The organism is Methylopila sp. 73B (genome assembly GCF_000526315.1).
Classification (GTDB): domain Bacteria; phylum Pseudomonadota; class Alphaproteobacteria; order Rhizobiales; family Methylopilaceae; genus Methylopila.
Genome location: NZ_JAFV01000001.1, coordinates 2,053,884 through 2,073,422, shown reverse-complemented (window position 1 = coordinate 2,073,422; position 19,539 = coordinate 2,053,884). Strand labels below are relative to the sequence as shown.

20 protein-coding genes are annotated in these 19,539 nt (G+C 69.8%); 12 read left to right on the top strand and 8 right to left on the bottom strand.

The features are described from left to right. Positions 1 to 247: 247 nt before the first annotated feature. The 3 genes from K244_RS0110055 to K244_RS0110045 are packed head-to-tail and all read right to left on the bottom strand — an operon-like array spanning position 248 to position 3,409. The gene (locus tag K244_RS0110055; protein WP_020186134.1) at positions 248 to 1,207 is read right to left on the bottom strand and encodes a lactate utilization protein; all 960 of its coding nucleotides are present in this window, start codon (positions 1,205 to 1,207) and stop codon (positions 248 to 250) included. Further along, a complete protein-coding gene (locus K244_RS0110050) occupies positions 1,204 to 2,634 on the bottom strand; it encodes a LutB/LldF family L-lactate oxidation iron-sulfur protein (protein WP_020186133.1) in 1,431 nt (476 codons plus the stop codon). The genes K244_RS0110055 and K244_RS0110050 overlap by 4 nt, the downstream gene beginning before the upstream one ends. Positions 2,635 to 2,638: 4 nt before the next feature. After that, positions 2,639 to 3,409, bottom strand: coding sequence for a (Fe-S)-binding protein (locus K244_RS0110045; RefSeq protein WP_036306580.1), 771 nt, complete (start codon positions 3,407 to 3,409; stop codon positions 2,639 to 2,641). A gap of 218 nt (positions 3,410 to 3,627) precedes the next feature. Between K244_RS0110045 and K244_RS0110040 the strand changes: the two genes are divergently transcribed. From K244_RS0110040 to K244_RS0110010, 7 genes are all read left to right on the top strand, one after another. Then, complete coding sequence (locus K244_RS0110040; RefSeq protein ID WP_020186131.1) at positions 3,628 to 5,073, top strand: FAD-linked oxidase C-terminal domain-containing protein; 1,446 nt, start codon at positions 3,628 to 3,630, stop codon at positions 5,071 to 5,073. A gap of 175 nt (positions 5,074 to 5,248) precedes the next feature. Next, positions 5,249 to 5,785, top strand: a complete 537-nt coding sequence (locus K244_RS21760; RefSeq protein ID WP_020186130.1) for an endonuclease domain-containing protein — start codon at positions 5,249 to 5,251, stop codon at positions 5,783 to 5,785. Next, the gene (locus K244_RS0110030) at positions 5,782 to 6,978 is read left to right on the top strand and encodes an FAD-binding protein (protein WP_245259752.1); all 1,197 of its coding nucleotides are present in this window, start codon (positions 5,782 to 5,784) and stop codon (positions 6,976 to 6,978) included. Before K244_RS21760 ends, K244_RS0110030 begins: the two co-directional genes overlap by 4 nt. Further along, a complete protein-coding gene (locus K244_RS0110025; RefSeq protein ID WP_020186128.1) occupies positions 6,968 to 7,576 on the top strand; it encodes a DUF2585 family protein in 609 nt (202 codons plus the stop codon). Before K244_RS0110030 ends, K244_RS0110025 begins: the two co-directional genes overlap by 11 nt. Positions 7,577 to 7,587: 11 nt before the next feature. Continuing rightward, positions 7,588 to 8,925 carry a glycolate oxidase subunit GlcF gene (glcF, locus tag K244_RS0110020; protein ID WP_020186127.1) on the top strand — a complete coding sequence of 446 codons (1,338 nt, stop codon included), beginning with the start codon at positions 7,588 to 7,590 and terminating at the stop codon, positions 8,923 to 8,925. A gap of 130 nt (positions 8,926 to 9,055) precedes the next feature. Continuing rightward, positions 9,056 to 9,778, top strand: a complete 723-nt coding sequence (locus K244_RS0110015; RefSeq protein WP_020186126.1) for a DUF2076 domain-containing protein — start codon at positions 9,056 to 9,058, stop codon at positions 9,776 to 9,778. Between the two features lie 71 nt (positions 9,779 to 9,849). Then, complete coding sequence (locus tag K244_RS0110010) at positions 9,850 to 10,038, top strand: hypothetical protein (RefSeq protein WP_020186125.1); 189 nt, start codon at positions 9,850 to 9,852, stop codon at positions 10,036 to 10,038. A gap of 95 nt (positions 10,039 to 10,133) precedes the next feature. On the opposite strand, the gene K244_RS0110005 is transcribed toward K244_RS0110010, so the two are convergent. Further along, a complete protein-coding gene (locus K244_RS0110005; protein ID WP_020186124.1) occupies positions 10,134 to 10,496 on the bottom strand; it encodes a response regulator in 363 nt (120 codons plus the stop codon). Positions 10,497 to 10,639: 143 nt separating this feature from the next. Then, on the bottom strand, positions 10,640 to 11,590 hold the full coding sequence (locus tag K244_RS23070) for a L,D-transpeptidase (protein ID WP_020186123.1): 951 nt from the start codon (positions 11,588 to 11,590) through the stop codon (positions 10,640 to 10,642). 283 nt (positions 11,591 to 11,873) lie between these two features. Here K244_RS23070 and K244_RS0109995 point away from each other — a divergent pair, with 283 nt between their 5' ends. Then, positions 11,874 to 12,362 carry a GNAT family N-acetyltransferase gene (locus K244_RS0109995; protein ID WP_020186122.1) on the top strand — a complete coding sequence of 163 codons (489 nt, stop codon included), beginning with the start codon at positions 11,874 to 11,876 and terminating at the stop codon, positions 12,360 to 12,362. A 14-nt stretch (positions 12,363 to 12,376) separates the two neighbouring features. On the opposite strand, the gene K244_RS0109990 is transcribed toward K244_RS0109995, so the two are convergent. Continuing rightward, positions 12,377 to 12,814, bottom strand: coding sequence for a MarR family winged helix-turn-helix transcriptional regulator (locus K244_RS0109990; protein ID WP_020186121.1), 438 nt, complete (start codon positions 12,812 to 12,814; stop codon positions 12,377 to 12,379). 321 nt (positions 12,815 to 13,135) lie between these two features. On the opposite strand from K244_RS0109990, the gene groES reads away from it, so the two are divergent. Both groES and groL read left to right on the top strand, forming a co-directional pair. Then, positions 13,136 to 13,423, top strand: a complete 288-nt coding sequence (groES, locus tag K244_RS0109985) for a co-chaperone GroES (RefSeq protein WP_020186120.1) — start codon at positions 13,136 to 13,138, stop codon at positions 13,421 to 13,423. A 97-nt stretch (positions 13,424 to 13,520) separates the two neighbouring features. Beyond that, entirely contained in the window at positions 13,521 to 15,170 is a 1,650-nt protein-coding gene (groL, locus tag K244_RS0109980) for a chaperonin GroEL (protein ID WP_024816418.1), read from the top strand. 183 nt (positions 15,171 to 15,353) lie between these two features. Here groL and K244_RS0109975 read toward each other — a convergent pair whose 3' ends face one another. After that, on the bottom strand, positions 15,354 to 16,712 hold the full coding sequence (locus K244_RS0109975; protein WP_020186118.1) for a diguanylate cyclase: 1,359 nt from the start codon (positions 16,710 to 16,712) through the stop codon (positions 15,354 to 15,356). Beyond that, complete coding sequence (locus K244_RS21755) at positions 16,709 to 17,836, bottom strand: L,D-transpeptidase (protein WP_020186117.1); 1,128 nt, start codon at positions 17,834 to 17,836, stop codon at positions 16,709 to 16,711. Before K244_RS21755 ends, K244_RS0109975 begins: the two co-directional genes overlap by 4 nt. A gap of 158 nt (positions 17,837 to 17,994) precedes the next feature. On the opposite strand from K244_RS21755, the gene K244_RS0109965 reads away from it, so the two are divergent. Together K244_RS0109965 and K244_RS0109960 are read left to right on the top strand one after the other, a co-directional pair. Beyond that, the gene (locus tag K244_RS0109965) at positions 17,995 to 18,537 is read left to right on the top strand and encodes a hypothetical protein (protein WP_020186116.1); all 543 of its coding nucleotides are present in this window, start codon (positions 17,995 to 17,997) and stop codon (positions 18,535 to 18,537) included. 94 nt (positions 18,538 to 18,631) lie between these two features. Beyond that, the gene (locus K244_RS0109960; RefSeq protein WP_020186115.1) at positions 18,632 to 19,519 is read left to right on the top strand and encodes a dienelactone hydrolase family protein; all 888 of its coding nucleotides are present in this window, start codon (positions 18,632 to 18,634) and stop codon (positions 19,517 to 19,519) included. Positions 19,520 to 19,539: the final 20 nt, after the last annotated feature.

The following is a 19,539-nucleotide window of genomic DNA, read 5'->3' as shown; positions in this document are numbered from 1 at the left end:
CGGTTGAAGCCCGATCCGGCGCCGTCCGCAAGCGCGATAGGCTGCGCTCGTTAAAGAGCGCGATGCGGCTCAGGCGAAATGCGTGCTTCGAGACGCCTCGCGTTCGCGAGGCTCCTCAGCATGAGGAGGTCTCTTGGTCCGTCTCAAGGCCCTCACCCCCGTCTCCTCGTCGACCTCCCACCTCCTCATGCTGAGGAGCGCCAAAGGCGCGTCTCGAAGCACGCAGGTCAGCGGAGAGCGTCGACCCTCAAGGCTGCGTCTGCGAGGGCGGGTCGCTGGCCGGAAAACTCTCGTCCAGCGCTTCGTCGAGCTTGGCGTCCTCTTCCGCCGGCGTGTGCTTCGGCTCGTGCGCCCGCTTCAACGTCGCAGGCTCAGGCCCGTCCGCCGGCGGCGTCGGCGCGCCGCTCTCCGGAGCTTCGGGATCGAGCGCGAGCGTGTCGCCGACGCGGGGCTCGGCGGGGGTCGAGCCGGCCGGGACGGGCTCCCCGGCGAGCTTGGCGTCGTCGGCGGCATGGGCCGGGTCGATGAGCACGATGTGCAGCCGGCGCGGCCCATGTGCGCCCATGAGCAGAATCTGCTCGATGTCGGCCGAGCGGGACGGACCCGTGATCCAGTTCACGGTGCGGGGCATGACGCCCGCGCCGTAGCGCTGGCGCACCTGTCTCCAGACGTCCTCGTAGGTCGCGGCCACGTCGCTGGCGTCGAGCACCACGATGTGGTTGTCCGGCAGGAAGTTCAGCGTGGTCGGGTTGTCGGGACCGGACGCCATGATCAGCGTGCCGGTTTCCGCGACGCCGGCGAAGGCGGCGCTCACGCCGGCGGCGTCGTCGCCGAAGGAGCGGCCTTCCGTCACCGTCAGCGTGGTCTGGCCCCAAGGCAGGTCCGCGAGGCGGGGATCCGCGCCGCGCCGGACCTCCGGCGCGAGGTTGTGGGCGCGCAGGAAGGCCGCGATCGCGGCCGGCGCCTCGGCGGTCGAGGAGACTGTCGAAACCGTGGCGGCAGAGGCCTCCGCCATCTCCACGAACAGCCGGACGCGCTCGGCCGGCGACTTCGACGTCGCCCGCGCGGGCAGCACGCCGGAGGGATGGGCCTTCAACCGCTCGGCCACCGCGAAGCGCCGCGGCGCCTCCTGACCGGTGACGCCGAGCGAGCGGCGGATGGTGCCCAGCACTTGGTCGCGGGCGCTCAAGGTCGGGGTCTCGGTCATGCGCGCTTGTCCTGCTGCGCCTTCCAGCGGGCCTGGAAGGTCTTGCCCTCCGGCGCGGGGAAGTCGCGGTAGGCGGTCCAGCCTCCGGCCAGCGGCAGCTTGGCGAAGCGGCCCTTGTTGCGGCCGAGCAGCGACAGCGTCCCCATCGCCGCGCGGGTCGCGAGCCGGTAGAGCGCCGGCCGCCGCGCGAAGAAGCCCCAGGCCTTCAGGCCATAGCGCACCGGGGCGGGGGACAGGTTCCGCTCGAACTCGCGCTCCCGCCAGTGCCGCATCAGCTTCGGCAGCGGAATGCGGACCGGACACACGCTCTCGCAGCGGCCGCAGAAGGTGGAGGCGTTGGGGAGGTGGCCCGCCTTGTCCACGCCGATCAGCGAGGGCGACAGCACGGCCCCCATGGGGCCGGGATAGACCCAGCCATACGCGTGGCCGCCGACCGCATGGTAGACCGGGCAGTGGTTCATGCAGGCGCCGCAGCGGATGCAGCGGAGCATCTCCTGGAACTCGCCGCCGAGCATCGACGAGCGGCCGTTGTCCAGCAGCACCACGTGGTACTCCTCCGGTCCGTCGACGTCGCCCGGCCGGCGCGGGCCGGTGGAGAAGGTGGTGTAGACCGACATCTCCTGGCCCGTGGCGGAGCGCGCCAGCACCCGCAGCATCTGGCTGACGTCGTCGAGGGTCGGCACCAGCTTTTCGAGCGAGGCCAGCACGATGTGGACCTTCGGCAGGGTCTGCGTCAGGTCGCCGTTGCCTTCGTTGGTCACGATGATCGAGGTGCCGGTCTCCGCCACCAGGAAGTTCGCCCCGGTGATGCCGACGTCGGCCGCGAGGAAGCGCTTGCGCAGCACGCCGCGCGCCTCGGCCAGCAGCGACTCCGGCGCCTGGAGGTCGCGATCGTCCGGCAGGTCGGTGTGGACGCGGCGGAAGTCGGCCTCGACCTGGTCGCGGTTGAGATGGACGGCGGGCGCGATGATGTGGCTCGGCGTCTCGCCGCGGAGCTGGATGATGTACTCGCCGAGGTCGGTCTCGACCGCGGCCATCCCCGCCGCCTCGATGTGGGTGTTGAGGTCGATCTCCTCGGAGATCATCGACTTGCCCTTGGTGACGACCTTCGCGCCGACCCGGCGGCAGATGTCGAGCACGATCTTCGAGGCGTCCGCGGCGGTGGGCGCGAAGTGCACGTGGCCGCCGGCCGCGGCGACCTTCGCCTCGTAGGCCTCGAGGTAGAGATCGAGGTGGGCCAGCGTGTGGTTCTTGATGTCGCGCGCGGAATCCCGCAGCGCCTCGAACTCCGGCAGCTTGTCGGCGACCTTCTTGCGCTTGCCGATGAAGCCCTTCTCGACGTTGGTCAGCGCGCGCTGCAGCGCCTCGTCGGAGAGCGCCTCGTGGGCGTTGGCCTTGAAGGCGGGGGAGGTGACGTGGAGGGTCATCGGATCACACCTTCTCCGCCGGCTCGCCGATCGCGGGGTCGTCCGTCATCCCCGCCAGCACCTCGGCGACATGGCGGGCCTTCACGTCGCGGCCCTGGCGCTGGAGCTTGCCGGCCATGTTCATCAGGCAGCCGAGGTCGCCCGCGAGCAGGGTGCCGGCCTCGGAGGCCCAGACGTTCTCGGCCTTCTTGGCCACGATCGCGTCGGAGATCTCGCCGTACTTCACCGCGAAGGTGCCGCCGAAACCGCAACACACGTCGGGATCGCGCATCTCGGACATGGACAGGCCGTCGACGCTCTCCAGCAGCTTGCGCGGCTGGGTCTTCACCCCGAGCTCGCGCAGGCCGGAGCAGCTGTCGTGGTAGGTGACGGAGCCGTCGAACCGCGCCTCGACCGAGGTCACGCCGCGCACGTCCACCAGGAACGACACCAGCTCGTGGACCTTCGCGGAGAACGCCGCGGCGCGGCGGGCGAGGTCGGGTTCGCCCTCGAACAGCTCGGGCACATGCTTCTTCAGCATGCCCGCGCAGGAGCCGGAGGGCGCGACCACGTAGTCGACGCCCTGGAACGCGTCCATCACCTGAAGCGCGATCGCCCGCGAGGTCGCCCGGTCGCCGGAGTTGAAGGCCGGCTGGCCGCAGCAGGTCTGCGACGGCACGACCACCTCGCACCCGGCGTCCTCGATCAGCTTCGCCGCCGCGAAGCCCACAGAGGGGCGGATGAGATCCACCAGACAGGTCGCGAACAGGCCGACGCGGGGCTTCGTATCAATCATCGTCGCCACTTGAAACGACTCCAGGGACGCGAACAAATGTAAAGCAGACGAACCGGATGGCGACCATGGGCCATCGGCGGCGGCTGGCGCAAGGGCGTACGACACGCCTCCGAAAGTCGAACGACCCAATCCGCCTTCTGGGCGCATATGAAGACAGCGCGTTCCGCGGCCGCGGCCGGCGCGCACGACGGGAACAGCGGCGAGGGAGACGAACGTCCATGAGCGGCATCGCATTGCTCGCCCCCGATCCCGCGATCCTGGCCCGGCGCGACGCCATCGTCGCGGGGCTGCGGGCGATCGTGCCGGGCGAGGGCGTCATCGTCTCCGAGGACGAGCGTCGGGCCTTCGAAAGCGACGCGCTTACCGCCTACCGCCGCGTGCCCATGGTGGTCGTGCTGCCGTCGACCACGAAACAGGTGGCGGAGGTGCTGGCCTTCTGCAGCCGCGAGGGCGTGCCGGTGATCCCGCGCGGCGCCGGAACCTCGCTCGCCGGCGGCGCGCTGCCGCAGGAGGACGCCGTCGTGCTCGGCGTCGCCAAGATGTCGAAGGTGCTCGACGTCGATCTCGCCAACCGCACCGTGCGCGTGCAGACCGGCGTCACCAACCTCGGCGTCTCCGCCGCCATCGCGCATGAGGGCTTCTTCTACGCCCCGGACCCGTCCTCGCAGCTCGCCTGCACCATAGCCGGCAACGTCGCGATGAACTCCGGCGGCGCGCACTGCCTGAAGTACGGCGTGACCACCAACAACCTCCTCGGCGTCACCTTCGTCACGCTTCAAGGCGAGATCGTCGAGATCGGCGGCGACGCGCTCGACGCGCCCGGCCTCGACATGCTCGGCCTGATCTGCGGCTCCGAGGGCCAGTTCGGCGTCGTCACCGAGGCCACGCTCCGCATCCTGCCGCTGGCCGAGGGCGCGCGGCCCATCCTGTTCGGCTTTCCCTCGCCCGAAGCCGCCGGCGCCTGCGTCGCGGCGGTGCTGGGCGCCGGCATCGTGCCGGTCGCGATCGAGTACATGGACAAGCTCGCGATCGACATCTGCGAGGACTTCGCCAAGGCCGGCTACCCCCGCGACGTGGGCGCCATGCTGATCGTCGAGGTTGAGGGCTCCGCCGCCGAGATCGACGAGCAGCTCGCCCGCATCGGCGCGATCGCCGAGGCGCATGGCGCGACCTACGCGCGGCAGGCCAAGACGCCGGCCGAAGCCGCCGCGATCTGGAAGGGCCGGAAGTCCGCCTTCGGCGCCATGGGCCGCGTGTCGGACTACATCTGCATGGACGGCACCATTCCGACGGGGAAGCTGCCCGAGGTGCTCACCCGCATCGGCGAGATCTGCGAGGCCCAGGGGCTGAAGGTCGCCAATATCTTCCACGCCGGCGACGGCAACCTGCACCCGCTGGTGCTCTACGACATGAACGACCCCGTCTCGCTCGCGAAGGCTGAAAAAGCCGGGGAGGACATCCTCCTCGCCTGCGTGGAGGCCGGCGGCTGCCTCACCGGCGAGCATGGCGTCGGCATCGAGAAGCGCGACCTGATGACGGCCCAGTTCACCCGCATCGAACTCATGCAGCAGATGCGCGTGAAGTCGGTGTTCGATCCCGCCTGGCTGCTGAACCCCGCCAAGGTGTTCCCGCTGGAGAACCGCATCGCGAAGGCCGCGGCGTGAGGGAGATGGCGGTTCCGGCCTGCGGCGCCTTATCCGGCGCCACCCCCACCCCTAACCCCTCCCCGCAGGGGGGAGGGGGACCGATGGAGCTTGGCTCAGCGGATGAGAATTATCTGCAGCGTCAGGGTCCCACCTCCCCCTTGCGGGGAGGGATGCGGGGTGGGGGTGGTTTCGCATGACCCGCGACAGTAACGACAGCCGCCCCTGGGCCGCTACCGACCGCGCAGTGTCGGGTGCCCGCCTGGACGATTTCGCCCGCGCCAACCGGCCCAATCCTACCGACGCCGAGCGGAAGCTCTGGCGCCGTCTGAAACAGCTCGATTTGGGCGCCACGCATTTCCGACGACAGGTCCCGATCGGCCCCTACATCGCGGACTTCGCCTGCCGGCCCCTTCGCCTCGTGATCGAAGTTGATGGCGGCCAGCACGCCGAAAGCGCCCGCGACGACGCTCGCACGGCCACGATCGAGGGGGAGGGCTGGCGGGTGCTCAGATTTTGGAACAACGACGTGTTGCGGAACATCGAAGGCGTGATGGAGGCGATTGTCTCTGAGGTCGGCGCTCCATCCTGCGCCACCCCCACCCCTGGCCCCTCCCCGCAAGGGGGAGGGGGATCGGTCGCGCTTGGCTCGAACGATGAGATCCATCTGAAGCGTCAGTGTCCCCCTTCCCCCTTGCGGGGAGGGGTTCGGGGTGGGGGTGGTTCCGCATGACCCACGAGAACCCCATGGAGACCGTCTCTCCCTTCGACGAAGCCGGCATCGAGGCGACCATCCGCGAGGCCGCTGACGCAAAGACGCCCATTCTTGTCCGCGGCGCCGGCAGCCGTTCGGGGTTTGGGCGGCCCGTCCAGGCGGCGCTCACCTTGTCGACCGCGCGCCTGACCGGCGTCACGCTGCTGGAGCCGTCCGAGCTGGTGGTCTCGGCCAAGGCCGGCACGCCGGTGGCGGAGGTCGAGGCGGAGCTCGCCCGCGTCGGGCAGCGGCTGGCGTTCGAGCCTCTCGACCATCGCGCGCTCTATGGAACGACGGCGGACCCCACCATCGGCGGCCTGGTCGCGACCAACGCGTCCGGCCCGCGGCGCGTCATCGCCGGCGCGGCCCGCGACGCGCTGATCGGCGTCCGGCTGACGACGGGGCGCGCCGAGACCATCCGCTCCGGCGGCCGGGTGATGAAGAACGTCACGGGCTACGACCTCGTGAAGTTCGCCTGCGGCTCGCACGGCGTCCTGGGCGTCGTCACCGAGGCGACCTTCAAGACGCTGCCGATCGCCGAAACCGAGGCGACGCTGGTGCTCGAAGGGCTCGACGACGCCCATGGCGTCGCCGCGCTCTGCGCCGCCATGGGGACGCCGTTCGAGGTGTCCGGCGCGGCGCATCTGCCGGGGCGGAACGGCGCGCCGTCGCGCACCTGCCTCAGGCTCGAGAACTTCGAGAGCCAGGTCGCCTACCGCGCCGTCCAGCTCGCCGCCCGGCTCAAGGGTTTTGGAACCGCGTCGCGGCTGGACGCTGAGGCCTCCCGGACGCTCTGGCGCGAGATCGGCGCGGCGGCCTCGCTGCTGGGAGCGCCCGAGCGGGCGGTATGGCGCATCTCCGTCGCGCCGACGCGGGGGCCGGGTGTGGTCGCGCGGCTGGGGCCGCTCGCGGAGGCGCATCTCTACGACTGGAGCGGCGGGTTGATCTGGGTCGCGACCTCGGCCGAGGGCGACGCCGGCGCGTCGACGCTGCGTCCGATCGTGCGCGAGGCGCGCGGTCACGCGACGCTGATGCGGGCGCCGGACGCAGTGCGCGCCGCCGTCGACGTGTTCGAGCCGGAGGCGCCGGCGCTCGCGCGCCTCACCGCCGGCCTCCGGGCGAGCTTCGATCCCGCCGGCGTGCTGAACCCAGGGCGGATGCATGTCCGCTGAGGCCAGCCTGTCCTCGCGCCCGGTAGGCTTCAGCGCCGTGCGGGCCGGCGTCGCGCTCGCGCTTGTCGCGGGCTTCGCGGCGACGCTGCTCGCCATGGGCCGGCCCGCGATCTGTCCCTGCGGGACGGTCGAGCTCTGGCACGGCGCCGCGAACGACGCCGGCACCTCCCAGCACGTCGCGGACTGGTACTCGCTCAGCCACGTGATCCACGGCTTCCTGTTCTACGGACTGGCCGTTCTCGTCGGGCGTTTGCGGGGAAGACCTCTCGCGCTCGTGACGGCGCTGGTCGCGGCCGTCGCGATCGAAGGGTTTTGGGAGCTGCTGGAGAACTCGCCGATCATCATCGAGCGCTACCGCGAGGGCACCGTCTCCGACGCCTTCGCGGGCGACAGCGTGCTGAACTCGGTCGCCGACATCGGCTTCATGGCGCTCGGCTTCACCATCGCGCGGCTCGCGCCGACCTGGACGATCGTCGTCGCCGCCATCGCGATGGAGCTGATCGCGCTCTATGTGATCCGCGACAACCTCACTCTGAACGTCATCATGATCCTGCACCCGCTCGACGCGATCCGGGACTGGCAGGCGATGCGCGGTTAAGGCCCACACGCATGCAAACCTCCTTCGCTCCCGAGCGCCTGGCCGCGGACCCGCAGCTCGCCTCGTCCGAAAAGATCCTGCGCACCTGCGTGCATTGCGGGTTCTGCACCGCGACCTGCCCCACCTACGTGCTTTTGGGCGATGAGCTCGATTCCCCGCGCGGCCGGATCTACCTGATCAAGGAGATGCTAGAGGCGGACAAGCCGGCGACCGAGGAGGTCGTCCGCCACGTCGACCGCTGTCTTTCCTGCCTCTCCTGCATGACGACGTGCCCCTCCGGCGTGAACTACATGCACCTCGTCGACCACGCCCGTGCGCATATCGAGAAGACCTACCGGCGCCCCTTGCCCGACCGCGTCCTGCGCGCGGTGCTGGCGGCCGTGCTGCCTTATCCCGGCCGGTTCCGGCTGGCGCTTGCGGGCGCCGTCTTCGCCAAGCCCTTCGCGGCCCTGTTCGGGCGGGTCCCCGGCCTGAAAAGCGTCAGCGCGATGCTGGCGCTGGCGCCGGCGAAGTCCGAGCCGCGGTCGGCGCACGAGGGCCCCGGCGTTTTCCCGGCGAAGGGGGAGCGTACGGCGCGCGTGGCTCTGCTGCAGGGCTGCGCCCAGCAGGTGCTGGAGCCCTCGATCAACGACGCCACGATCCGCCTGCTCACCCGCTTCGGCGTCGAGGTGGTGCACGCCGAAGGCGAGGGGTGCTGCGGCTCGCTGGTGCATCACATGGGCCGGGAGGAGGAGAGCCTCGTGAGCGCCCGGCGCAACGTCGACGCCTGGACGAAGGCGATCGAGGCCGGCGGGCTCGATGCGATCGTGGTGACGACCTCGGGCTGCGGCACCACCATCAAGGACTACGGCTTCATGCTGCGCGAGGACCCGGCCTACGCCGAGAAGGCCGCGCGGGTGTCGGCGCTGGCCAAAGACATCTCGGAGGTCCTCGCCACGCTGCCGTTGCGGCCGACGCGGGAGACGGGCCAGACGGTCGCCTACCATGCGGCCTGCTCGATCCAGCACGGCCAGCAGATCAAAGAGGAGCCGAAGGACGTGCTCCGCGCTCTGGGCTTCACGGTGAAGGAGCCGGCCGAGGGGCACCTCTGCTGCGGCTCGGCCGGCACCTACAACATCCTCCAGCCCGAGATCGCGACGCGGCTCCGCGACCGGAAGGCCGCGAACCTCGCGAAGACCGGGGCGGATGTGGTCGCCGCCGGCAACATCGGCTGCCTCACCCAGATCCGCTCCGGCCTCCCGACGCCGTGCGTCCACACGGTGGAGCTGGCGGACTGGGCGACCGGCGGTCCGCTGCCGGCTCCCCTGCAGGGCAGGGGGTTTGAGCGGCGGCCGGAGGCGGCGGCGTAAGGGCCTGCGACAAGCCGCCGCCCAGTATCGACGCTTCGTCAAACAATCGACACGGCGAAAACTGGAACCCGCCACAACCAATCACCAGCTTCGGCGTTGTTGAGGTTTGGGATCTCGGGAGGGTTCCGCCATGAACGCCGAAGAACGCAAGCTGATCGCCGACCTGTTCGACCGGGTGCGCGGCGCCGAGACGGCCTATCGCGATCCGGAGGCCGAGGCCTTCATCGCCGAGCAGGTCGAGCGTCAGCCGCACGCGCCCTATGCGATGGCGCAGACCATCGTGATGCAGAACCAGGGGCTCGAAGCCGCCCAACGCAGGATCGAGGCGCTGGAGCGCGAGCTGGAGGCGGCGCGGCCGGCGCCCGAGCGCGCCCAGCCGTCGCCTTGGGGACCGCGCGCGGCGGCCGCCACCGGCGGCGGCTTTCTCGGCGGCCTGTTCGGCGGCGGGGAGCGCTCCCGCGAGCCGGAGCCGCTCGCCTATGGCCAGCGCCCGGCCTACGATCGCCAGCCCTACGCCCAGCCGGGCTATGGCCGCGACCCCTATGCGCAGCAGGTCCCCGGCCAGCAGCAGCCGCAGCCGTCGCGCGGCGGCGGGTTCCTGAGCGGCGCGCTGCAGACGGCGGCCGGCGTCGCGGGCGGCGCGCTGCTGTTCTCTGGCATCCAGTCGATGTTCGGCGGCCATGAGGCGCAGGCCTCCGCCGCCGAGCCCGCCAAGATCGCGGAGACGCCGGCCTCGGACGGCGCGGCCGACGACCACGCCTCGAACGCCGACGGCGGAGGCTGGTTCTCCGGCTTGACCGGCGCGGAGGACGCCGGCGGCGGCGACGATCTGTCCGACGACGACTGGGCCTGACAAGGACCGATTTTTTCTGAGGGGCATCACCCGCGACCGGCGCCGCCGGTCGCCGTTACAGGAGTTCAGCCATGGCCGCTGAACGTGATTTCGACACCTTGACCATCATCCGCCCGTCCCACCTCGACGCGGCCGACGAGGCCCGCGCCGTTTCGGCCTCGCCGGAGAGCGATCTCGACGACGGCGAAACCGAGGTGGAGGATTCCGGGACCGGCTCGTTCCTCGATCGGTTCGTGCCGCCGGCGCCGGGGCGCCGCTGACCGTCTCCGCCGCGCGGACGACGGCTGGAGACAATACAAAAACCCCGCACGGCGAACCGTGCGGGGTTTTTCAATGCGGCGGGCGAGCGCGCCCCTCAGGGGTGGCGGCGGGCGCCCGCGGCCGAGGCGACGACGCTTTCGATCGCGCGCTGGGTGTAAGGCTTGGGGATGAACGCCGCGTCGCGCAGCGTCTCCGGGCAGTCGTCCTGCATGGCGCCCGAGACGAAGGCGAACGGCAGCTTGCTGCTGCGGAGGCTCTCCGCGAACTCGTAGGACTTGCCGTCCACCACGTCGATGTCGAGCAGCGCGAGGTCGAAGCCGTCGGTCATCGCCTTGCGGGCCTGCGCGATCGAGCGGCAGGCCGTCACTTCGGCGTCGGTCCAGCAGCACACGATCGTCTCGAGATCGAGGGCCAGGATAGCGTCGTCTTCAAGGATGAGAACACGAAAGGGCGCCATGACAGGTACTCCGGCGGTACAAAACTCGAGCACCCAACGCGCGACGGGCCAATCGGTTTCATGGTCGACCGAACGTAAACGGCCGACGTCGCTTTTTTCGACGCCGGCCGCAACTTAATGTTTCTTAAAGGTTTTAAGCGCCGTCAGATCACCTTGACGGTGGTCCCGACACCCACCCGTTCATAGAGATCCGTCACGTCTTCGTTGGTCATCCGGATGCAGCCCGAGGAAACGGCGTGGCCGATCGTCCAGGGCTCGTTCGAGCCGTGGATCCGGTAGAGCGTCGAGCCGAGGTACAGCGCGCGGGCGCCCAGCGGGTTGTTCGGGCCGCCGGCCATGAACACCGGGAGCTCCGGCCGACGCTGGCGCATCTCCGCAGGCGGACGCCAGTCCGGCCATTCCTTCTTCTGCGAGATCGTCTCTGTGCCCTTCCAGCCGAAGCCTTCCTTGCCCACGCCGACGCCGTAGCGGATCGCGGTGCCGTCGGCCTGCACGAAGTAGAGGTAGCGGGTCTTGGTGTCGATCAGGATGGAGCCGGCCGGTTCGGGCCCGTTGAACGGCACCGTCGCGCGGGCGAACTTCGGGTCGACGCTGCGGCGAACCGAGCTTCCGGCGCCGGCGGCCGAGGGCGGCCCTGCGAGCCGCTGGCGCGGAGCCACGTAGCGCGGATTGTCCTGCGCGTAGGGGTCGTTGAAGTCGTCGTCGAGGTACTCGTAGCGCTGGTACGTCGGCGCGCGGACGGCCCGGCGTTCGCCGTAGCGGTCGTAGCCGCCGTCGAGCGCCATCCGGCCGCGGCGGGTTTCCGCCTGCCGCTCGCGCTGCGTCGGAACCCGGCGGACACGGTAGGACGGCGCGTCGTCGTCGCCGAAGATCTCCTCGATGAAGCCGCCGCCGAGGTTGCGGCGCGACTCCATCGGACGGACGTAGCGCGGGGCTTCCTCGTCGTAGTAGCGGCGCTCGACCACGCGGCGTTCGCTGCGGGGAACGTAGTCCGGGGCTTCGATCACGCGGGACTGCGCGAGGGCCGGGGCGGCGGGAGCCACGCCGAGCACCCCGAAAGCGACGGCGAGCGACGCTGCTGTGCGGGAGAACACGGGACTTCTACTCCTCGAAAGATGGCGGCGGCCTTCTGCCGGCCCGCCTTCGACGGTCATTACACGCACAAACCGCCTTACGCGACGTGAACGAGTCCGTGAGACTTCGGGCCGAACCAAGGCGAAACAGTCCATGGCGCCGCTCCTCGCAGGAATTTGCGCGGCCGAGACCGCCGCGCGCCAGAGGTTTTCGTTGGGCCGGCTCGCCTTGTGAGCGCCATCGCCCCATGACAGAACGGCCGCGGGCCGATCCGCGGCCGAACGCAGGGAACGACGAGGGCCTATGACGGACGTGCTGATCCGCGAGGCGACTGACGCCGACGGGCCGGCGCTCGGCGATTTGATCGCGAGCGTCTTCGCCGAACTCGAGGGCAAGGCCTTCGACGCCGAGGCGATACCCGGGCTCGACCGGCCGGCGAGCCACTACGCCGAGCGCGGCGGCCGGATGTGGGTCATGGCGTCGGGGGAGGTGATCCTCGGCGCTCTCGCGCTCGAGGCGCACCACCGCCCGAACGAGTTTGAGATCGACAAGCTGTATTTCGCACGAGAAACGCGCGGCCAGGGCTTCGCTGCCGCCCTGCTCGCTGGCGCGGAGGCCTTCGCCGCGGCGTCCGGCGGGGGACGGCTGTCGCTGTGGATGGACTCGCGCTTCGAGGAAGGCCGCGCGTTCTGCGAGCGCCACGGCTTCCTGCGGCTTCCGGGCGTGCGCGCGCTTCACGACGCGAACGGCACGCTTCAGCATCACTATGCGCGGGACGTGGCCGAGGTTTGAACGGGCGCCCGCGGTCAGCTCACCGCGCGGCGGAGTTCGCCAAGGCGTCTTCGCGTGACCTGCCAGGAGCCGAAGCCGAGGCGGGACTCCATCTGGTCCTGGGCGGCGCGCCAGAGCGGAAGCGCGGAGTCGAGCGCCGCGCGGCCCTGCGGCGTCAGCGTCGGCTTGCGACGGCCGTTCGCGCCCTTCAGGGGCGCGACGAAGCCGTCCTTGCGCAGCAGCTGCAGGTTCCGCACGAGCGTGGTGCGCTCGATTTCGAGGCGGTCGGCGAGATCGGTGATCGATCCGGCCTCGTCGGCCTCGATCGCGGCGAGCAGCACGAACTGGGTGCCCTTCAGGCCGGCGGGGCGCAGGGCGTCGTCGTAGAACCGCGTCACCGCCCGCGCGGCCATGCGCGTGTGCGAACAGGCGCAGAGATTGTGGATGTCCAGGATCTGTTCGCGTGTCGCCATGCCGCGAGGATCGTCCGAAAGCCCTTGGGAATCAAGCGTCCAGAGCGCTGACGGCGGGGATCTCCGGTCGCTCTCGCCACCCGTCGTCGGCCTCGCCTCAACGGCTTGAGCGTCGCGCGGCCCGGCGCTCAGGGAGGCGGGTCTGATTTTTTGCATGGCCGCCGTGCGTCGCGGCCTTGACACTCCGTGAGCTCGTTCGTATCTCGCCGTCGCGTTGGCACTCTCCGTTTAAGAGTGCTAACAACGGGGCCTCACGGTTTCCCGTGTCGTCTTTTATGGATCGCGAAGCGTCAACGCACGCGCTCGAGAGGATATTCACCCATGGCATTTCGTCCGCTGCACGACCGCGTGGTCGTCCGCCGCCTGACCGCCGAAGAGAAGAGCAAGGGCGGCATCATCATCCCGGATACCGCCAAGGAAAAGCCGCAGGAAGGCGAAGTCGTCGCCGTGGGCCCCGGCGCCCGTGACGAGGCCGGCAAGGTCGTTACGCTGGACGTGAAGTCCGGCGATAAGATCCTGTTCGGCAAGTGGTCGGGCACCGAAGTCAAGATCGACGGCGAAGACCTGCTCATCATGAAAGAGTCGGACATTCTCGGCGTGATCGCCTGAGACTGACCGGCTTTTCTATCCCCGGCGAGGCCTGACGCGCGTCCGCGCGTCGCGGCGAGCCGGGTTGTTCTGACACTCTGCTCAAAGGAGCAATCACATGGCTGCGAAAGACGTACGTTTTTCTGCTGACGCCCGCGAGAAGATGCTGCGCGGCGTCGACATTCTCGCCAATGCGGTGAAGGTCACGCTCGGCCCCAAGGGCCGCAACGTCGTGATCGAGAAGTCCTTCGGCGCGCCGCGCATCACCAAGGACGGCGTCACCGTCGCCAAGGAGATCGAGCTCGAGGACAAGTTCGAGAACATGGGCGCCCAGATGGTGCGCGAAGTGGCCTCGAAGACCAACGACCTCGCCGGCGACGGCACCACCACCGCGACCGTGCTCGCCCAGGCGATCGTCCGCGAGGGCGCAAAGTCCGTCGCCGCCGGCATGAACCCGATGGACCTGAAGCGCGGCGTCGATCTGGCCGTCGCCAAGGTCATCGAGCACCTCAAGGCCTCGTCCAAGAAGATCGCCACCTCCGCCGAAGTCGCGCAGGTCGGCACGATTTCCGCGAACGGCGACAAGGAAGTGGGCGACATGATCGCTCACGCCATGCAGAAGGTCGGCAACGAGGGCGTCATCACGGTCGAGGAGGCCAAGAGCCTCGAGACCGAGCTTGAAGTCGTCGAGGGCATGCAGTTCGACCGCGGCTACCTCAGCCCGTACTTCATCACCAACGCCGAGAAGATGATCGCGGACCTCGAGGACCCCTACATCCTCATCCACGAGAAGAAGCTCTCCGGCCTGCAGGCGATCCTGCCGGTGCTCGAGTCGGTCGTGCAGTCGGGCAAGCCGCTCGTCATCATCGCCGAGGACATCGAGGGCGAGGCTCTCGCGACGCTCGTCGTGAACAAGCTCCGCGGCGGCCTGAAGGTCGCGGCCGTGAAGGCTCCGGGCTTCGGCGATCGCCGCAAGGCGATGCTCGAGGACATCGCGATCCTGACCAACGGTCAGGTCATCTCCGAGGACCTCGGCATCAAGCTCGAGAACGTGACCCTCGACATGCTCGGCCGCGCCAAGAAGGTGACGCTCGAGAAGGAGAAGACCACGATCGTCGACGGCGCCGGCGACAAGGAAGCGATCGAAGGCCGCGTGGCCCAGATCAAGGCGCAGATCGAAGAGACCACTTCCGACTACGACCGTGAGAAGCTCCAGGAGCGTCTCGCCAAGCTCGCTGGCGGCGTCGCGGTCATCCGCGTCGGCGGCGCGACCGAGATCGAAGTCAAGGAGAAGAAGGACCGCATCGACGACGCGCTCAACGCGACGCGCGCCGCCGTCGAGGAAGGCATCGTGCCGGGCGGCGGCGTCGCTCTGCTCCGCGCCAAGGCTTCGATCCGCGACATCAAGAACGAGAACGCCGACATCCAGGCCGGCTTCAACATCGTCCTGAAGGCGCTCGAGGCTCCGATCCGTCAGATCGTCGCCAACGCCGGCGTCGAAGGCTCGATCGTCGTGGGCAAGCTGCTCGAGAACGACTCGGCCACCTCGGGCTTCAACGCCCAGACGGAAGAGTACGTCGACATGATCGAGGCCGGCATCGTCGACCCGACCAAGGTCGTGCGCACCGCTCTCCAGGACGCGGCGTCGGTCGCGGCTCTGCTCATCACCACCGAGGCGATGGTCGCCGAGCTTCCGAAGAAGGACAGCGCCGGCGGCGGCATGCCGGGCGGCATGGGCGGCGGCGGCATGGGCGGCATGGACTTCTGAGGACGTCCATAAAAGCCGCCCATCTCCCGGGGATGGCCAAGTCGGCAGGCCCGACTTGGCCCGGCATGGACTTCTGACCAGCCGACCCGCACTGCGAAATGACGAAGGCCCCGGAGCGATCCGGGGCCTTTTTCGTCGAGGTGGCTGTCCGAGGCGTTTGACGGGCTTACCGCCGGCTGTGCGTCACGCCGTCAGGCTGAACTGCACGGTGCCCTTGCGGCTGCGCTTGCCCCGGTAAAGCGCGGCGTCGGCGACCTTGATCAGTTCGAGCGTCTCCCGCCCGTCCGCGGGCGAGACCGCGACGCCGATCGTCGCCCCGACCCGCACCGTGACGCCGCCGGCGTCGATCGGTTCGCTGACGGTCGCGATCACGCGTTCGGCCAACTGCCGCAGCGTCGCGGCGTCGGACAGGCCGGGCAACAGGATGGCGAACTCGTCGCCGCCGAGCCGCACCAGGAGATCGATCTCGCGGACCGCGGAGGCTATGCGGCGCGCGGCCTGCCGCAGCACCTCGTCGCCGAGCTCGTGGCCGTGCTCGTCGTTGACCTGCTTGAAGCCGTCGAGATCGAGATAGGCGAGGGCGAAGCTCGCCGGCGGGGCCGCGCCGACGAGACCCTCCACCCGGGCGTACAGCGCCAGACGATTTGGCAGCCCGGTCAGTGGATCGAGCAGGGCGCGGCGCTCGCTCTCGCCGAGCCGGATCGTCGCCGCCTTGCCTTGGCGCAGCACATAGGCCGTCATCCCGGCGAACGCGAACAGCAGGACGATCATAAGCGGCAGGAGATCGCGGAGCAGCGCGCCGCCGGGATCCCCGCCACGCCAGGCGAGGACGAGGCGACGGCGGCCGTCGAGGGTGTTGAGCGGAAGCGTGGCGTCGTCCTCGGCGACAGGGACGACCCGCAGGTCCGGAAGCAGATAGGCCTTCGCCAGCGCATCCATCTGCGACGGGCCCACCTGGTCGGCCAGCACGAGGATCAGGGATCCCAGGTCCGCGCCGGCGGCGGCCGTGGCCGTGTAGGGCCGGATGCGGGAGACCGCGACCAGGGTTGGCTCGCCGTCCAGCAGCAACAGCCCCGACTCGGTGGCGTCGGCGCCGGTGGCCGCCATGCGGTCGATGAGGGCGCGGAAGCCGCCGACCAGGATCTGATCCAGAGGCCCGGAAAAACGCGCGCCGCCGCGCGTTCCGAACAGGGCGTTTCCGGTCGGGTCGGCGACAGCGACGAGCGCAAAATCGTACTCGTCGGCGGCGGGGCGCGCGATATTGGCTTCGAACCACCCCTCGTCCCTGCGGCGCACGACGCGCTCGAAGGTGTCGTCCCACAGGGCGTAGTCGTTGGTGGTCTTCTCGAGCGAGGCGGACCGCGCGGCGATCGCGCTGCCCACCAGGCTGCGCTCGCGCGCCCTCAGATCGGCGGTCTGGTGATGGGCGATCCAGATCGCGGCCGCGATGCTCGCGAGGATCATCGCGCCGACGAGGGCGCTCACCGGCGCGACGACGTTGCGCGCGAACGCGGCTCCGGTCTGGTCGGCGCTTCGTCTCACTCCGAAAACTCCACCTCCGTCACCTTGGGTTTGATCATCCGCGCGAGTTCCGCCGCGTCCCAGTTGGTTAGCCGGACGCAGCCATGGCTCGCGGTCTTGCTGATCTGCGACGGCTCGGGCGTGCCGTGGATGCCGTAGGTCGGCTTTGACAGGTCGATCCACATCGAGCCCACCGGGCCGTTGGGTCCGGGCGGCAGCGTCAGCTTGCTGCGGTTCTTGCCCTGCTGGAAGTTCTTCTTTGGGTCGTAGATGTAGTGCGGGTCCGGGAACGCGCCGTTGATCGTCATCTTGCCCTCCGGCGACGGCGTGTCGGGCGAGCCGATCGTCGCCGGCGCGATCATCACGATCTTGTCGGCGTCGTCGTAGGCGCGGAGTTCTCCCAGCTTCTTGTCGACGGTGACGCGGCGCACCGTCCCCTCGGCGAAGCCGCCGACGTCCGCCACCTGGATCGCGACGCCGGCGGTCTTGAAGTCGACGCCGGGATTGAGGGCGCGGAGCAGCGGCGGATCCATGTGGAAGCGTTCCGACAGCATTTCGACCGCATCGCGATATCCCAGCCATTTGAGCTTCGCGAGCTTGGCGTAGTCGGCAGGCAGCTTGTCCTCGTAGCGGCCGTTCACGTCCTCGGAATAGATGACGTAGGGCTTCAGCGCCGGGGCCTTGTCGGCGGCCAGGGCGGTCCAGACCTCCGGGTCGAGCCCGCCTTCGATCGGCATCCCGCGCATCTCGCGGAACGCCCGCACCGCCTTCTTGAAGTTGTCGCCGTCGCGCCCGTCGATGACGCCGGGGGAGGCATGAACGCGGTCCAGCAGCACCTGGGCGCGGACGAGGAACGGATCTGCGCCGTCGTCCGGCTTCGGCAGCTTGGCGAGGCGATCGCGCGCGGCCGCCTTGTCCTTCTTCTTGCGCGCCTTGGCGACGGCCTCCACCGCGGTCTTGCGTTCGGCGTCCGCCTTGGCGCGCGCGTCCGAGCGCGCCCGCCAGCCGTCGAAATCGGCGGAGTCGACCGCCTGGCTCGTCAACTCCGTGGGGGGAGGCGGCGCGGGCCGCGGCTCCGCCGCCGCGGCGCTCCACGACACGAGAAGACCGAGCGCGACGGCCGCGCATTTTGAAACCACGCTCATGGAACCGACTTTCGCTGACGACGCGAAGCGACAACGCGCGAGCCGTCGCATCGCTCCATCGCGTCAAAAAGCGTGTTTCCTCGCGTTCAAACGAACGTTTCCTCCTCACCCGTCGCCGCGCGCGCTATGTGCAGGGGATGCGTCTGAGGAAGCCTGTCATGAAGCTCGGAACGGCCATCGCGATCTCGGGCCTGCTCATGGCGACCGCGGCTGCGGCGGATCCCGTGCGCGACGAGGCCACGGGCCTCGCGATCGACGCGCCGGCGGGCTATGTCGCGGAAAAGATCGACGGCGGCGCGCGCTACGCCGCCTCGTTCGCGATCCGGAAGGGCGACGGCGCCGAGCCCGGCTGCCGTGTCGGCTTCCAGGCCGCTCCGCAGAACGCCGGCCTGTCGCAGGCGGAGATCAACGCCTTCACCGCGAAGTCGGAGTGGAGCGCTCTGATCAAGGCGACGCTCGCGCTGTATTACGACGTCGTCAGCGTGGCGCCTTTCGAACACGCGGGGCTCGCCGGCTCGGCGGTCGTCGGCGACGTCAAGGCGGCGGACGGGCAGCCTGCGCCGGACGCGCGCTCCTATTTCGTGCTGGTCGACACGCCGAAAGGCCGCACCACGGTGGTCTGCGTCGCCGAAAAGGCGGCGTTCGACGCGCGCCGCGCCGAGTTCGAGGCGGTCGCGCGCTCGGTCCAGCCGCCGCGGTGACGGCGACGTGAGACGCGAACCGCGCCGGTTCTCGTCTAAAGTCCTGCAGGATTCGTCCGCCGCGCCCTTCGCGGCCCAAGCCGAGAGCGACGCCATGCCCCCGCGCCCCGATCAGAAGGCCATCGCCCTCTACGACCGCTACACCCATGGCGACCTCGACCGCCGCGGCTTCATGGAGAGGCTGGCGCTGCTCGCGGGCTCGACCGCGGCGGCCCAGGCGCTCCTCGGCGCCTTGTCGAACGACTACGCCCAGGCCCAGATCGTCGCGCCGGACGACAAGCGGATCGTGACGGAGACCCTGTCCTTTCCCGGCCCGGACGGCCCGGTCACCGGCCTCCTCGCCAAGGGACGGCGCGAGGCCAAGCGTCCGACGGTGATTGTCATCCATGAGAACCGCGGCCTCAACCCGCACATCCAGGACGTCACGCGACGGCTCGCGGTGTCGGGTTTCCTGGTCTACGGCGTCGACCTCCTGTCGCCGCTGGGCGGCACGCCCGCGGACGAGGACGCGGCGCGCGAGATGATCGGCAAGCTCGACCTCGACGCGACGGCCTCGACCCTGGCCGCGGCTATCCCGGTCCTTGCGGCGCGGCCGGACTCGAACGGCGCGGTGGGCGCGCTCGGCTTCTGCTGGGGCGGGGGCATGGCGAACCGCCTCGCCGCCGCGGCGCCCGACCTCAAGGCCGCCGTCGCCTACTACGGGCAGCCGCTGGCCGACGACCGGGTGCCACAGATCAAAGCCGCGTTGCAGCTGCACTACGCCGGGCTCGACGAGCGCATCAACGCCGGCGTGCCGGCGTTCCAGAAGGCGCTGCAGGCGAACGAAAAGGAATTCGAACTCTACATGTACGAGGGCGCGAACCACGCGTTCAACAACGACGCCAACCCCGCGCGTTACGAGCGGAAGGCCGCCAACCTCGCGTGGGACCGTACGATCGCTTTTCTCGAAAGCCACCTCGGCGCGGCCGTTCCGCCGACCTGAAGACACGGCGCATTTGGGCG